Source organism: Pseudooceanicola sp. DL12, assembly GCF_056270665.1.
In genome coordinates this window covers 2,920,918-2,934,410 of the sequence record NZ_CM149884.1, presented here as the reverse complement: position 1 = coordinate 2,934,410, position 13,493 = coordinate 2,920,918, and the positions used below count along the sequence as shown (strand labels likewise).

Here is a 13,493-nt window from a genome sequence, read left to right as displayed (position 1 = left end):
GAGTGAGAGAATGCGGGTCCAGCCCTTTCTGATGTTTCACGGAGCGGCCGCCGAGGCGGCCGAAACCTATGCCGGGCTCTTTCCGGACGGCAGCTTTCGCGTGGCCCAGGACGGGCCGGACGGGGCGCCGATGCTGCTGACCGTCACGATCGGTGGCCAGCAGCTGAGCTTTCTCGAAAGCCCGGTGGAGCACGGCTTTTCCTTTACGCCAATGATGTCCCTGAAGGTGGACTGCGACACGGCGGAGGAAGTGGACCGGCTCTGGGAGGCGCTGATCGTCGGGGGATCGGTGCTGATGGAGCTGGGAGAATATCCGTTCAGCCCGCGCTACGGCTGGCTGAACGACCGGTTCGGCCTGTCGTGGCAGATTGGGCAGATCGGGATCACACCCACAGAGTAAGACGTTTCATGGATATCGGACCCTACCTACTACTCGCCTCGATCGAGGGCGCGGTGCTGGCGGCTGTGCTGGCGCTGATGGCCAGCGGGCTGAGCCTCGTTTTCGGGGTCATGCGCGTGGTGAACGTGGCGCATGGCGAATTCTACATGCTGGGCGCGGTGCTGGCCTGGGTGGTGACGGCCTTTCTCGGCGCCAGCGCGCCGGTCAGCTTCATCGCCGCGTTGATCTTTGCGCCGCTGGCGGTGGGGATGCTGGCAGCCGCGGCCGACGTGACCATCCTGAAGCGGCTGAAATACGACCCCGAGCGGACCATCGTGGCCACCATCGGGCTGCTCTACATCATCCAGCAGGCGACGCTGATGGGATACGGCCCCGAGGCGCGGCCCGTGGTGCCGCCCTTCAACAGCCGCATTGCGCTGCCCTTTGTCCAGTGGGGCGAGAACGGGATCGAGCTCTATTATCCCTGGGGGCTGTCGACGACCTCCTACAAGCTCTTCGTGATCGTGGCCGCCGTGGTGCTGATCACCGGGCTGCGGCTGTTCATGAAATACTCGCGCGCCGGTCTGGTGATGCGGGCCACCCAGCTCGACAGCGAGATGGCGACGGCCTTCGGCATCCCGGTCGAGCGCGTCTATGCCATCGTCTTCGGCGCCGGGGCGGCGCTGGCCGCGCTGGCCGGCGTGCTGATCGTGCCGATCCAGCAGGCGCATTACCTGATGGGGGGCGACGCGCTGCTGCTGAGCTTCATCGTGGTGATCATCGGCGGCCTGGGCAGCCTGACGGGCACCATTGTGGCGGCGATCCTGATCGGCATGAGCGACGGCATCATCTCGGTCTTCTTCTCGCCGACGCTGGCCAAGATCCTGGCGACGCTGCTGGTGGCGCTGGTTCTCGTCTTCCGCCCGCAGGGGCTGTTCGGGGTGAAAGACCGATGAGCAAGAAGGACTGGGGCCTGCATCTCGGGCTCGTGGCGCTGCTTTTCGCGCTGAACTTCATCCTGCCGGTCTATCACCAGGGCATCTTTGCCCGGGTCATGGTGCTGGCGATCTTTGCCATCGGGTACAACATCGCCTTCGGCTATACCGGGCTGCTGAGCCTGGGCCATGCGATGTTCTTTGCCGCCGGCATGTATGCGACGGGGCTGTCGAGCTACTACTTCGAGATTCCGGCGCTTCCGGCCTGGATCCTCGGGGTGGGGGCCGGGGCGCTGTTTTCGCTGATCGTGGGGGCGCTTGCGCTGCGCACGAAGGACGTGGCCTTCATGATCGTCACGCTGATGTTCAGCCAGGCGGCCTATCTGACGATCCTCTATTTCAGCACGGTCACCCATGGCGACGACGGGATCGTGATCCCGCAGGAGCTGCGCCGGATCGGCGGGCTGGACCTGACCGGGGCGCATGCGCGCTATCTGACGGCCTGGGTGCTGTTCTCGGTGGCGATGCTGGGCAGCCTCTGGCTTGTCCGGGCGCCCTTTGGCCGGGTGCTCGTGGCGATCCGCGAGAACGAGGAACGCGCGCGGCTGCTGGGCTATGACACCAGGCGGCGCAAACTCGGCGCACTGGTGATCTCGGGCACGATCTCGGCGGCGGCGGGCAGCGCCTATGCGGTGCTCTTCGGCTACGTGGGCGCGTCCTTTGCCGGGGTGCAATATTCGATCTTCGCCCTGCTCTGGGTGCTGCTCGGCGGCGCGGGCACGGTGCTCGGGCCCTTCATCGGCACGCTCTTTATGTTCTACCTGATCGACCTGACCTCGGAGGTCACCAATGCCTACATGCTGCTGGCGGGCGTGGTCCTAGTGGCGCTGACGCTCTTCATGCCGCAGGGCCTTGTGGGCGAGCTGCGCAAGCGCGTCTGGAGGGACCTGCCATGACCGCGATCCTTTCGACCCGCGGTCTGGGCAAGAGCTTTGACGGGCTGCGGGCCAACAACAACATCGACTTCGAGCTGGAACCGAACCAGGTGCGCGCCCTGATCGGACCGAATGGCGCCGGCAAGACGACCTTCGTCTCGATGCTGATCGGGCGGCTGAAGCCCACCGACGGGGCGATCTGGTTCGACGGGCAGAACGTGACCCAGTTCGATGCCCACCGCCGGGTGTCCCTGGGCATGGCCTATACCTTCCAGATCACCAGCGTCTTCGCCAAGTTGACCTGCCACGAGAACGTGGCGCTTGCCGCGCGGCGGCGGCTGAAGGGCGCGGCGGTGGAGGCGCAGGTGCGCGAGGCCCTGGACCGCGTGGGCCTGGGGGACCGGGCGCAGGACGTGGCGGGGGACCTCTCCTATGGTCACCAGCGGCTGCTGGAGATCGCCATGGGCCTGGCGCAGAAGCCGCGGCTGCTGATCCTGGACGAGCCGACGCAGGGGCTGGCCGAGAGCGAGGTGGAGGCCTTCAAGGCGCTGATCCGCGCGCTCGCCTCCGAGACGACGATCCTGCTGATCGAGCACAACATGAGCGTGGTCATGGAGTTGGCCGACCGGATCACGGTGCTGAACTTCGGCGAGATCCTGGCCGAGGGCACGCCGCAGGACATTCACGACAACCCGGCCGTGCAGGCGGCCTATCTGGGAACCGGAGGCGAAGATGCTGCGGATTGAGGGGCTGACGGCGGGCTATGGCGCGGCGACGGTCCTGCGCGACGTGGCGCTGAGCGCCGAGGCCGGCGAGATTACCGTGCTGATGGGGCGCAACGGCGCGGGCAAGACCACGCTGATGAAGGCGATCATGGGGCTGGTGCCGGCCGAAGCCGGGCGCATCACGCTCGACGGTACCGAGCTGAGCGCGCTGCCGCCGCACCGGGTGCCGCGCGAGGGCGTGGGGTACGTGCCGCAGGGCCGGCGGCTGTTTTCCGAGCTGACGGTGGCGCAGAACATCGAGATCGGCCTTGGGGCGGGGCCCTCGGATACGGCGGGGCGCGCGGCGCTGCGGGCCGAGATGCTGGAACTGTTCCCGCGGCTGGAGGAGCGCATGGGCCAGCGGGCCGGCACGCTCTCGGGCGGCGAACAGCAGATGCTGGCCACGGCGCGGGCGCTCTGCGTCAAGCCGAAGCTGCTGCTGCTGGACGAGCCGACGGAAGGGCTGCAGCCCTCGATGATCGAGGCGATCCGCCAGGTGATGGTGAAGATGCGCGACAGGGGCCTTGCGGTGCTGTTGGTGGAACAGCGCATCGAGGCGGTCCTGGAGATCGCGGACCGGGTGACGGTGATCGAGAATGGCCGCAACGCCGAGGACTTCGCGCGCGACGACCTTGCCGCGGGCGAGGGGCGCCTGCGGGCGCACCTGGGGGTGTGAGGGCCGTCGCGGCGCCTCTCAGCAGAGTTTGCGCAGCAGGGTCAGGAATTGTTCCTGCTCGGCCGGATCGAGGGGCGCGAGGGTCTCGGAGGTGATGGCCAGCGCGGCGCCGGCCATGCGTTCGTAGAGCGCCTGGCCGGTCTCGGTGGCATAGAGGTAATGGCGCCGGCGATCCTCCGGGTCGGGGCGCGCATCGACAAGGCCGCGGGCGCGCAGGCGGTCGGCCACTCCCTTGACGGTCGCCGCATCCATGGCGACGGCCCGCCCGAGGGCGTTCTGCGAGGTGGGGCCCATCTCGCAGAGCTTGGCCAGCGCGGCGAACTGGGTCGAGGTCACATCCGGCAGAATCTGCGCGAAGATCGACAGATGCCGCTGCGATGCCCGGCGGAGCAGGAAACCGACCTGCTCCTCGAGCTTGTAGGCATTCGCTGCCTTATCCTTGAACTCATAATGCATGAGAAAGGTATCTCCGGCCCCGCAGTCTTTGGCAAGGCGGAAAGCGATTGACACGGGGGCAGGGGCTTCTGCAAAATCCGTTGGTGTACGAACGAATTTGAGCGATGGGGCCGGTGAGCCGATCACCGCCCCGAGCCAGCGCGGGAGAATGCCCATGGCGGCGGTGGAAAAGATCAGATGCGATGCCTGCCCGGTCATGTGTTACGTGGCCGAGGGCCGCACGGGCGCCTGCGACCGCTATGCCAACGAGGGCGGCCGGATCGTGCGCTGTGACCCGGTCACGGTGCTGGACCGGCGAGTGGCCGCGGGCGGCGAGATCCGGCCCTTCCTGAAGGCCGACTGGGACGGCGAGACCGTCAGCGGCAACGACATCTTCGTCTCCGGCGTCGGCGCCGGCACCACCTATCCCGACTTCAAGCCGGCGCCCTTCATCGTGAGCCGCGACGTCGAGGGCGTGGATACGGTGACCGTGGTGACAGAGGCGATCTATTCCTATTGCGGGGCCAAGGTGAAGATCGACACCGACCGCCACATCGGCGACGAGCGCGCCGTGGTGCGCGCGAAGGGCGAACCCATCGGCATGGTCATGACGGCCGAATACGGCAGCCAGATGCTCTCTCTAGGCGGTGTCGATCACCTGACGGGCGGGTCCAAGCCCGAGGGGCGCGCCACCTGCGACAGCCTGATGGCTCTGTGCAACGGCGAGGCGGTGGAACTGGAGATCGACGGCGGGTCGACGGTGATCGTGCAGGCCGGCCGGGCGCCCATCGTGGACGGCCAGCAGGAGACGCGGATGCGCGTGGGCTGTGGCAGCGCGACCATCGGCATGTTTGCGAGCCAGTGGCAGGGCCTTGTGGACGAGGTGGTGGTGGTCGATGACCACATCACCGGCGTGGTCAGCGAGCACCAGGCCGGCAAGGTGATCGGCTGGCCCGACACCGGCATCCGCATCAAGGGCCGGCGTTCGACGCCGGGGCGGTATTTCCAGGTGGCCGAGCCGGGCCTCGGCTGGGGCGGCACGGATATCAGCGATCCGCTGACGATCCTGGGTGACTGGCAGGAGAAGAAGGGCGCGAAGCCGGGCCTGACCCTGCTGATGGTCTCGACCACGGGCGAACACGCGGCCTATTTCGAGCTGGATGACGATCTGAAGCCGGTGCAGATGGAAATGCCCGAGAGGCTGAAGCCTTCTGTGGCGCTGATCGAGGAAAACTGCGAGCCCGCGCTCTGCACGGTGATGTTCTGTGCCGGGGCGGGAGGGTCGCTGCGGTCCGGTGTGACGCGCAACCCGGTGCGGCTGACGCGGGCGGTGCAGGGCGGCCAGACGCGGGTGACGCTCGGCGGGGCCGAGGCCTTTCTCTGGCCCGGCGGCGGCATCACGGTGATGGTCAACGTGCTCGACATGCCGCGTGGCAGCTTCGGCTATGTGCCCACGCCGGCGCTGGTCGCGCCGCTGGAATTCACCATGCCGCGCGAGGTCTACGTGGCTCTTGGCGGCTACGAGGGGGCGATCCGTCCCGTCGACAAGGTACTGGAAGAAGGCGGCGAATATGGCAGCGATTTCAGGGCGCTGCACTGGACCGTGGAAGATTGATGCAGGTTGCGCTGCTGCCCGACGGCCGGCGGCTGCACCTGCAGGCGGGGCCCATCGACCTGATCCTGATGGCCGACGAGCCGGTGCGGGAGGTGGCCTACGGTGCCGCCTGCGCGCGGTTTGACGGGCTGCTGGAGGAGCTGGTGGCGGAACTGCCGGAGCTGCGCCGCGAGGGCGGCAGGGGGCATGGCCCTGTGGCCGCCCGGATGAGCGCCGCCGTGGCCCCATACGCCCCGGAATTCATCACGCCCATGGCCGCCGTGGCCGGGGCCGTGGCCGAGGAGATCCTGCAGGCCATGGTCGCCGTGGCGCCGCAGGCGAAGCTCTGGGTGAACAACGGCGGCGACGTGGCCTGGCATCTGGGCGCGGGCGAGATGCGCCTGGCCATGGCAGGCGGAGCGGTGACGGTGCCGGCCAGTGCCCCCTGGCGCGGCTGTGCCACCTCGGGGCGCGACGGGCGGAGCCATTCGCTTGGCATTGCCGATGCGGTGACCGTGCTGGCCGAGAGCGCCGCCATGGCCGATGCCGCCGCCACGATGATCGCCAACCGGGTGGACCTGCCCGGACATCCCGCCGTCACCCGCGTGCCGGCCGAGGCGTTGTCGCCTGACAGCGACCTTGGCGCGCGGCTGGTGACAACCGGCCTCGGCGCGCTGACCGCTGACGAGATCGACGCGGCGCTGGCGCGCGGCCTGGGCTATGCCGAGGGGCTGATCGCCCGGGGCCTGATCGGTGCGGCGCATCTGGCGCTGGCCGGACAGATCCGGCAGACAGGCGACAAGAGACTGACACCAAAGACACCAGAGGAGCTGCCGGATGGCTGAGTTTACCCTGCGCAAGACGATGATTTTCCTTGAGGAAATCCACCATGACGGCGGCCCGGAGAGCGGCCCGCGGCACCGCGGCGCGGTGGTCGCGCTGGTGAAGAACCCCTTTGCCGGCAGCTATACCGCCGACATCACCGGCGCCATGGACGACCTGAAGCCTCTGGGCCTTGAGATGACCGACAAGCTGATCGCGGCCATGGGCGGGATCGAGGGCATCGATGGCTATGGCAAGGCGGCAATGTGCGGCGAGGCTGGCGAGCTGGAACATACCGCGCTCTGGCATGTGCCGGGCGGCTATTCGATGCGCGAACGCCTTGGCGAGGCGCTGGCCATCGTGCCTAGTTCGATGAAACAGGGCGGCCCGGGCACGCGGATCGACATTCCGCTGGGCCATATCAACGCGGCCTACGTGCGCAGCCATTTCGATGCCATGGAGGTGGGCCTGCCTGACGGGCCGCGTGCCGACGAGCTGATGTTCGCGCTGGCCATGTCGAAGGGGCCGCGCATCCACGCCCGGGTGGGCGGCCTTGCCGTCGAGGATATTGCAAAGCACGACGGTTTGCGCTGATCCGCCCAGGAACCAACCTGTGAAAACGGGCCGGAGCAGGGATGCTCCGGCCCGTTTTTGCAATCTTGAAGCCTCACCCCGGTGGCGGCCTCAGTGCCCTGCGGCCTTGTCGATATTGCGCAGCAGGGTCGTGGCCAGTTCCAGGTTCGGGCAGGGGATGCCATGTGATTTCGCCACCGTGATCGTGGCGCCGAAGATCGGTTCGATCTCCATCGGGCGGCCGGCATCGAGATCCTGCAGGGTGGAGGGCACCACGGCGAGCGTCTCGCGGGCATCGGCGGCGCGTTCCTCGGCGGTATAGGGAAACTCGGCATGTTCTGCGGTGCCGGTGGCATGGACCTCGGCCATGATGTCGATGGCAAAGCGCGAGAGAACCGGATCATTCAGCATCACGTCGGTCGGCACCCGTGCCAGGGCGCAGACTGAGTTCATGGCGCAATTGCTCATGATCTTGGTCCAGAGCGCGTTGTAGAAGGGCTGGGTCTCGTGGATGTCGAGGCCGGCGGCGCGGAAGATTTCGGCCACGCGCACCACGTCGGCGCGGTCCTCGCCGGGCATCCGGCCGAGGTCGATGAAACCGGGGCGGTTGACGTTGACGAGGCCCGGTTCCGGCACGAAGGCCGAGAAGAAGGCGATGGCACCAATGGCGCGCTCCGGGCCGATGGCCTTCCACAGGACACCGCCCGGATCGACCTCCTCGGCGCCCTTCGTGCCGCCCTGGCCGTCGCTGATCGGGTACCACCAGGGCACGCCGTTCACCACGCTGACGATCCGGCCATGCGGCGCCATCAGCCGGGCCAGCGCATCGGCCATGGGCGGGATCTGATGGCCCTTCAGCGCGGTCACCACGATGTCCTGCGGCGGCAGGCTGTCGGGATCATCGGTGGCCTGCACCTCGATCACGCGTTCCCCGGGGTGATCGGCGGTGATGACCCTCAGGCCCTTCTGCTGCATCGCCTTGAGGTGGGGGCCGCGGGCAATGACCGATATCTGACCGATTCCCGCCTCTGCACCGGCCAGTGCCAGCTGCGCGGCCATGCCCCCGCCGATGGCGCCGGCACCGACGATGCAGATGGAGAGGGGGCGATCGGGAAGCGGGGGCAGGGGGGGGCGTGTCATGCCGTGCGGTCCTTGTTGTCTGATATATCAGTTGCTTGGCATGGAGTGGGCGCCTCGGCAAGGGAAAGACTTGACAGGCGGGCCGCATCGGCGGATTTACATAGCGCCTGTTGATTGCTACAGCAGGCTGCCCGACAAGTTCCGGGCGACCCTGCTCTGATCGGCGCGGCCCCCGCGGGGGAAAAGCCGGCGAAAGGTACGGAATGAACGTGAAACGATGGCAAGGCTGGTCCCTGACCTGGCGATGGTGAACCCACCGCCCCGTTTCCACATTTCCTGATCAATCGGCGGCCAGAGCAGCGCGTTAGCAGACCCTCTGTGCGCCGCCCCACCAGACAGAGACATCCAGATGACCGACCTCACTTTCCAGACCAAGGGGGGTGTATCCGTCACCCGCCGCGAATTCGCCGCGACCTACATGACCGACACCGATGCGCTGGCCGCACGGCTGGACAGTCACCGGGGGGCGCTGTTCTCGTCGAACTACGAGTACCCGGGCCGCTATACCCGCTGGGATTTCGGTTTTGCCGAACCGCCGGTGATGGTGGAGGCGCGGGGCCGCGCCATGAAGATCCGCGCACTGAACGCGCGTGGCGAGGTGCTGCTCAAGATCATCGCGCCGGAGGTGATGACGCTGGACGCGGTGGCCGATGCCAGCCAGAGCGACACCGCGCTGGAACTGAAGATCAAGGCCCCCGAACGGGTCTACAATGAGGAGGAGCGTTCGCGCGCGCCTTCGGTCTTCTCGGTGCTGCGGGCGATGGTGTCGCTGTTTTTCACCGACGAGGACGGGCACCTGGGCCTCTATGGTGCCTTCGGCTATGACCTGGCCTTCCAGTTCGAGCCCATCGAATATTCCCTGCCGCGGGGCGAGGACCAGCGCGATCTGGTGCTCTTCCTGGCCGACGATATCCTGGTCGGCGACCATTATTCCACATCGGCCATGCGATATCGCTACGAGTTCAGCCGTGGCGAACTGAGCACCGAGGGCCTTGCGGGCGGCGGCGAGGCGGAGCCCTTCGTGAAGGGCCCCGAGGACCTGCCGCGCGGTGATCACCACCCGGGCGAATACGCCAAGCTGGTGGTCAAGGCCAAGGAGAGCTTTCGGCGGGGAGACCTCTTCGAGGTGGTGCCGGGGCAGGTCTTCTACGAGGCCTGCAAGGACAGCCCCTCGGCGATCTACGAGCGCCTGAAGAAGATCAACCCGGCGCCCTTCGGCTTCATCATGAACCTGGGCGAGCAGGAGTACCTTGTGGGCGCCAGCCCGGAGATGTTCGTGCGGGTGACCGGCCGCCGGGTGGAGACCTGCCCGATTTCCGGCACCATCAAGCGCGGCCGCGACGCCATCGAGGACAGCGAGCAGATCCTGAAGCTGCTGCAGTCGAAGAAGGACGAGAGCGAGCTGACCATGTGTTCCGACGTCGACCGCAACGACAAGAGCCGGGTCTGCGAACCGGGCAGCGTGCGGGTGATCGGGCGGCGGCAGATCGAGATGTATTCGCGCCTGATACACACGGTCGACCATATCGAGGGACGGCTACGCGAGGGCATGGATGCGATGGATGCCTTCCTGAGCCACACCTGGGCGGTGACCGTGACCGGTGCACCCAAGCTCTGGGCCATGCGGTTCATCGAGAAACACGAGAAGAGCACCCGCAAATGGTACGGCGGTGCCGTTGGGGCGGTGCAGTTCGATGGCGGAATGAATACCGGCCTGACCCTGCGCACGATCCGGATCAAGGACGGTATCGCAGAGGTCCGGGCAGGGGCGACCCTGCTGAACGACAGCGATCCGGATGCGGAAGAGGCCGAAACCGAATTGAAGGCCAGTGCAATGCGGGCCGCAATACGCGGTGATGTGCGCCTGAATTCGGATGCGGACAATGCAACTCGACTGCCGGTGGGCAAGGGGCGCAGACTGCTGCTGGTCGATCACGAAGACAGTTTCGTTCATACGCTGGCAAACTACTTCCGGCAGACCGGCGCAGAGGTAATGACCACGAGAAGCCCCGTGGCCGAATCGGTTCTTGAAGAATACAAACCCGACCTGGTTGTATTGTCGCCAGGTCCCGGCAACCCACGCGATTTCGATTGTGCCGGAACAATCGGAAAAACACTGAAGCGTAACATTCCGATATTCGGAGTGTGCCTGGGTCTTCAGGCCATTGCAGAATATTTTGACGCTGATTTGCGTCAGCTCGAGCTGCCGATGCACGGGAAACCCTCACGTGTCTCCATTTCCGAACCCGGCACGGTCTTTGCCGGTTTGGAGAGTTCGGTAACGGTGGGGCGCTATCATTCCCTGCACGTTCTGCCGGAAAGCCTGAGTGACGATTTCGTTGTAACTGCGGTGACTTCGGATGGTGTGATCATGGGGATCGAGCATCGCGACCTGCCTATTGCAGCCGTACAGTTCCATCCGGAGTCGATCATGTCGCTGGGGCAGAACGCCGGCATGAAGATGATCGAGAACGTGGTGGAGCGCCTTGGCGTCAGTCGCAGCCTTCCCCTGCGTGAAACGGCCTGAGAGATAGACCTCCATTAGCAAGCCATTGCCCCTCGGGCCCACCTGAAGCCGGTCGCAATGCGGCCGGCTTTCTCTTTTGGTGTTTCACGGTTGAAGAATTGTACTCGCCGTTGAAAACACTTTTCACGTGTTGGGTAGTGAGCGCTTTCTTGCGCATTAATGCTACGCGTATCAATTTAATGGCTGTTGCGGAAAGTAATGCAAATATAGTAACGATCGCTTAGGGAAATGCCCCCAACATTCTCCCAATTATAAAAAGAAAGAAGGAGCACGATATGCTGGATCTTGATGTGAATAGCATGCAGCTCGGCGAGCTGAAGAAGCTGCAGACGAAAGTCAATACGGCGATCAAGACCTATGAGGATCGTCAACGCAAAGCTGCGCTTGCCGAACTCGAGGCCAAGGCCGCGGAAATGGGCTTTTCGCTGTCGGAACTGACCGGCCAGAGCAGCCGCAAGGCAAAGGTCAATCCGCCGAAATACCGCAATCCCGAGGATCCGACCCAGACGTGGAGTGGCCGTGGTCGTCAGCCGGGCTGGATCAAGGATGCCGTTGCACGGGGCGAGTCTCTCGATCAGTTCCTGATCGTGAAGTGAGTGACAGGTCTTGCCTGGTTGGACATTGGAGCCAACCCGGGTGAGATCATGGCTCGGCGGGCAGGCCGGGCAAGACATGCGGGCCGGCAATGCCGGTCCGGCACATGTGTCGCCCGAATGGGCGGCCCGGCCCTTCGGGGCCTTTCTTGTTTTTTGGTGGATAAACGCTGTCCGTTCCCATGACCTGTGGTCATGGCGCAAAGGGGCCGAAGAATATTGCCGTCGGGGTGTGCCGGGCGATTTTTGCGCGTTCGGAGAGAATGGCCGGCGACATTGCCGGGTGGCGGCGCTGCAATCTTACCGAATGACAATTTGAGCATTCGAACGGCAGGGCCCGCCCGGACACTCCGACATGGAGAGGACGGCAGGAGCCGTCGGTGCTTGCGGTCGGCGGTTCGGAGCGGGCGGTGGCGGGCAAGGCTTTCGCGACGGGACGTCCGGATATTGGCGGCATTGCACGGGGCGGCCGGCCATTCCTGACAGGCGTTGGAGATTTACCTGCGGTGACGGTGCTTGGGCAATTTCAGCTCCCGGGCATTGAAAATGGCGGGCTTGGCCCGCTTGCCTTTCCCGGCGGGACGGGGGAGAGAGGGAGCATGGCTGAGCTGAAGATACTGGACGGGGTGCTGAGCGACCGCGGGTCGAAATACGCGGTGGCCGGCGGCCTTGCGGCGAGCCGGGCCGAGGCGGAGGCGCTGATCAAGCAGCTGAAGCGGAAAAAGAAGTTCGCCAAGGCAACCCATAACAGTTGGGCCCTGCTGCTGCCGGGAGAGCCGGTAAAGGCCGACGACGGCGAGGCAGGTGCCGGCATGGTGATCCTGCGGATGCTGGAGCGCGCGGGGCTCGAGAACCACCTTGTTGTGGTAACGCGCTGGTTCGGCGGCACGCACCTGGGCGGGGACCGGTTTCGCCACGTGCAGAGCTGCGTGCGCACGTACATGGAAGAGATCGGCGTTGATCCCCGCGGTGAGGACTTCAGCTGAGGCCGCTCAGGCCGCGTCCTGCTCCGTCACTGGAAGGAAGGGCGGCTGCGCGGCGCGCACAGCCCCTGCCAGACGTGCGCGGCACCCTGTGGCCCGTGGCAGGTATTGAGGGGCGGCGGCGCTCTCTCCTGCGGCGGGATAGGGCAGCAGGTGGGCCCGAAAGAAAATTCGATGCGGCGACCGGTGCCCATATGGGGCGCGCTGAGGGTGGCGCGGCCGTTGGCATCGTCGGTGCGCGCCGCGAAGCGACGCCCACAGGGAGGCTCTGTCCGGGAGGGGCCGGCGGGTGCGGACCGGAAGAGGCGGCTGCCCGAAAAAGCGGCTGCACCCGGGAGGCTGCGCCTATTTGGGCGTCAGCATCCGGGTGAAGAGGGTGTCGAGATAGGCCTCGGCCGCAGGGAAGGGATCGACCTCGTCGCCCTTGCCGGGGCCGCCGAGGATGGCGCGCACCTGGACATCGAAATCGGCGTAATGCTGGGTAAGCGACCAGATCGAGAAGATCAGGTGATGCGGATCCGAGGGGGCGAGACGGCCCTCGTCCATCCAGCCCTGGATCACCACGGCCTTCTGATCGACGAGGCTCTTCAGCTCGGTTTCCAGCAGGTTGAGGATATTGGGCGCGCCCTGCACGATCTCGTTGGCGAAGAGGCGGCTCTCTCGGGGGTGATGCTTGGACATTTCCAGCTTGCGCCGGACATAGGTGCGCATCTCCTCCAGAGGCTCGCCGTCATCGCGGAGCTCTTTCAGAGGGTCGAGCCAGGTGTCCATCAGCGAGGAGAGGACATGGGTGAAGATCGCCTCTTTCGAGGGGAAGTAATAGAGCAGGTTCGGCTTCGAAAGGTTGGCCTCTTTCGCGATCTGGTCGACGGTGGCACCGCGAAAGCCGTAGGCGGAGAAGACGGAGAGGGCCGCTTCCGATATCAGGGCGATGTTCTTGCGCTGGATTCGGGTGCGGGCTTCGGGTTTGTTCATGCGTCTGTCCTGGTCCTCTCTGGGCTACGGGCGGGCGGCATGAGGAGAGTCGCGCAGCGCCGGCAGGCGGGATCTTGATGTCTGGTATTCTTGCCGCATGGGCGACAATGTCCAGAGGTGAGCGAATTTTCATCACCCGGTGGCTGCAAAGGCGGCAAACCC

General features: G+C 65.8%; 14 protein-coding genes. 11 read left to right on the top strand and 3 right to left on the bottom strand.

What is annotated here, in order from left to right:
* Window positions 1-10: 10 nt before the first annotated feature.
* Genes AC0WR5_RS13685 through AC0WR5_RS13665 form a run of 5 tightly spaced genes read left to right on the top strand, consistent with a single transcriptional unit; the run spans window position 11 to window position 3,689 of the window.
* Window positions 11-400 carry a VOC family protein gene (locus tag AC0WR5_RS13685; RefSeq protein WP_475863900.1) on the top strand — a complete coding sequence of 130 codons (390 nt, stop codon included), beginning with the start codon at window positions 11-13 and terminating at the stop codon, window positions 398-400.
* Window positions 401-408: 8 nt separating this feature from the next.
* Entirely contained in the window at window positions 409-1,335 is a 927-nt protein-coding gene (locus AC0WR5_RS13680) for a branched-chain amino acid ABC transporter permease (RefSeq protein ID WP_475863899.1), read from the top strand.
* A complete protein-coding gene (locus tag AC0WR5_RS13675) occupies window positions 1,332-2,270 on the top strand; it encodes a branched-chain amino acid ABC transporter permease (RefSeq protein WP_475863897.1) in 939 nt (312 codons plus the stop codon). The genes AC0WR5_RS13680 and AC0WR5_RS13675 overlap by 4 nt, the downstream gene beginning before the upstream one ends.
* Window positions 2,267-2,995 carry an ABC transporter ATP-binding protein gene (locus AC0WR5_RS13670; protein WP_475863895.1) on the top strand — a complete coding sequence of 243 codons (729 nt, stop codon included), beginning with the start codon at window positions 2,267-2,269 and terminating at the stop codon, window positions 2,993-2,995. Before AC0WR5_RS13675 ends, AC0WR5_RS13670 begins: the two co-directional genes overlap by 4 nt.
* Window positions 2,982-3,689: an ABC transporter ATP-binding protein gene (locus AC0WR5_RS13665; protein ID WP_475863894.1), complete on the top strand. Its 708-nt coding sequence runs from the start codon at window positions 2,982-2,984 to the stop codon at window positions 3,687-3,689. The genes AC0WR5_RS13670 and AC0WR5_RS13665 overlap by 14 nt, the downstream gene beginning before the upstream one ends.
* 18 nt (window positions 3,690-3,707) lie before the next feature.
* On the opposite strand, the gene AC0WR5_RS13660 is transcribed toward AC0WR5_RS13665, so the two are convergent.
* On the bottom strand, window positions 3,708-4,145 hold the full coding sequence (locus AC0WR5_RS13660) for a MarR family winged helix-turn-helix transcriptional regulator (protein ID WP_475863893.1): 438 nt from the start codon (window positions 4,143-4,145) through the stop codon (window positions 3,708-3,710).
* A gap of 154 nt (window positions 4,146-4,299) precedes the next feature.
* Here AC0WR5_RS13660 and AC0WR5_RS13655 point away from each other — a divergent pair, with 154 nt between their 5' ends.
* Genes AC0WR5_RS13655 through AC0WR5_RS13645 form a run of 3 tightly spaced genes read left to right on the top strand, consistent with a single transcriptional unit; the run spans window position 4,300 to window position 7,134 of the window.
* Window positions 4,300-5,739 carry a 6-hydroxynicotinate reductase gene (locus AC0WR5_RS13655; RefSeq protein ID WP_475863891.1) on the top strand — a complete coding sequence of 480 codons (1,440 nt, stop codon included), beginning with the start codon at window positions 4,300-4,302 and terminating at the stop codon, window positions 5,737-5,739.
* Window positions 5,739-6,563 (top strand): UPF0280 family protein, encoded by an 825-nt coding sequence (locus tag AC0WR5_RS13650; RefSeq protein ID WP_475863890.1) that lies wholly within the window; start codon window positions 5,739-5,741, stop codon window positions 6,561-6,563. Before AC0WR5_RS13655 ends, AC0WR5_RS13650 begins: the two co-directional genes overlap by 1 nt.
* Window positions 6,556-7,134 carry an amino acid synthesis family protein gene (locus AC0WR5_RS13645; protein WP_475863888.1) on the top strand — a complete coding sequence of 193 codons (579 nt, stop codon included), beginning with the start codon at window positions 6,556-6,558 and terminating at the stop codon, window positions 7,132-7,134. Before AC0WR5_RS13650 ends, AC0WR5_RS13645 begins: the two co-directional genes overlap by 8 nt.
* A 90-nt stretch (window positions 7,135-7,224) precedes the next feature.
* Here AC0WR5_RS13645 and AC0WR5_RS13640 read toward each other — a convergent pair whose 3' ends face one another.
* Window positions 7,225-8,253, bottom strand: coding sequence for a ketopantoate reductase family protein (locus AC0WR5_RS13640; RefSeq protein WP_475863886.1), 1,029 nt, complete (start codon window positions 8,251-8,253; stop codon window positions 7,225-7,227).
* Window positions 8,254-8,602: 349 nt separating this feature from the next.
* Here AC0WR5_RS13640 and AC0WR5_RS13635 point away from each other — a divergent pair, with 349 nt between their 5' ends.
* The 3 genes from AC0WR5_RS13635 to AC0WR5_RS13625 all read left to right on the top strand — a co-directional run bounded on the left by AC0WR5_RS13635 (window position 8,603) and on the right by AC0WR5_RS13625 (window position 12,359).
* Window positions 8,603-10,780, top strand: coding sequence for an anthranilate synthase (locus tag AC0WR5_RS13635; RefSeq protein WP_475863884.1), 2,178 nt, complete (start codon window positions 8,603-8,605; stop codon window positions 10,778-10,780).
* A 275-nt stretch (window positions 10,781-11,055) separates the two neighbouring features.
* Window positions 11,056-11,376, top strand: a complete 321-nt coding sequence (locus AC0WR5_RS13630) for an H-NS histone family protein (RefSeq protein ID WP_475863883.1) — start codon at window positions 11,056-11,058, stop codon at window positions 11,374-11,376.
* Window positions 11,377-11,981: 605 nt separating this feature from the next.
* On the top strand, window positions 11,982-12,359 hold the full coding sequence (locus tag AC0WR5_RS13625; RefSeq protein ID WP_475869018.1) for a YigZ family protein: 378 nt from the start codon (window positions 11,982-11,984) through the stop codon (window positions 12,357-12,359).
* Between the two features lie 342 nt (window positions 12,360-12,701).
* On the opposite strand, the gene AC0WR5_RS13620 is transcribed toward AC0WR5_RS13625, so the two are convergent.
* On the bottom strand, window positions 12,702-13,331 hold the full coding sequence (locus AC0WR5_RS13620) for a TetR family transcriptional regulator C-terminal domain-containing protein (RefSeq protein WP_475863882.1): 630 nt from the start codon (window positions 13,329-13,331) through the stop codon (window positions 12,702-12,704).
* Window positions 13,332-13,493: the final 162 nt, after the last annotated feature.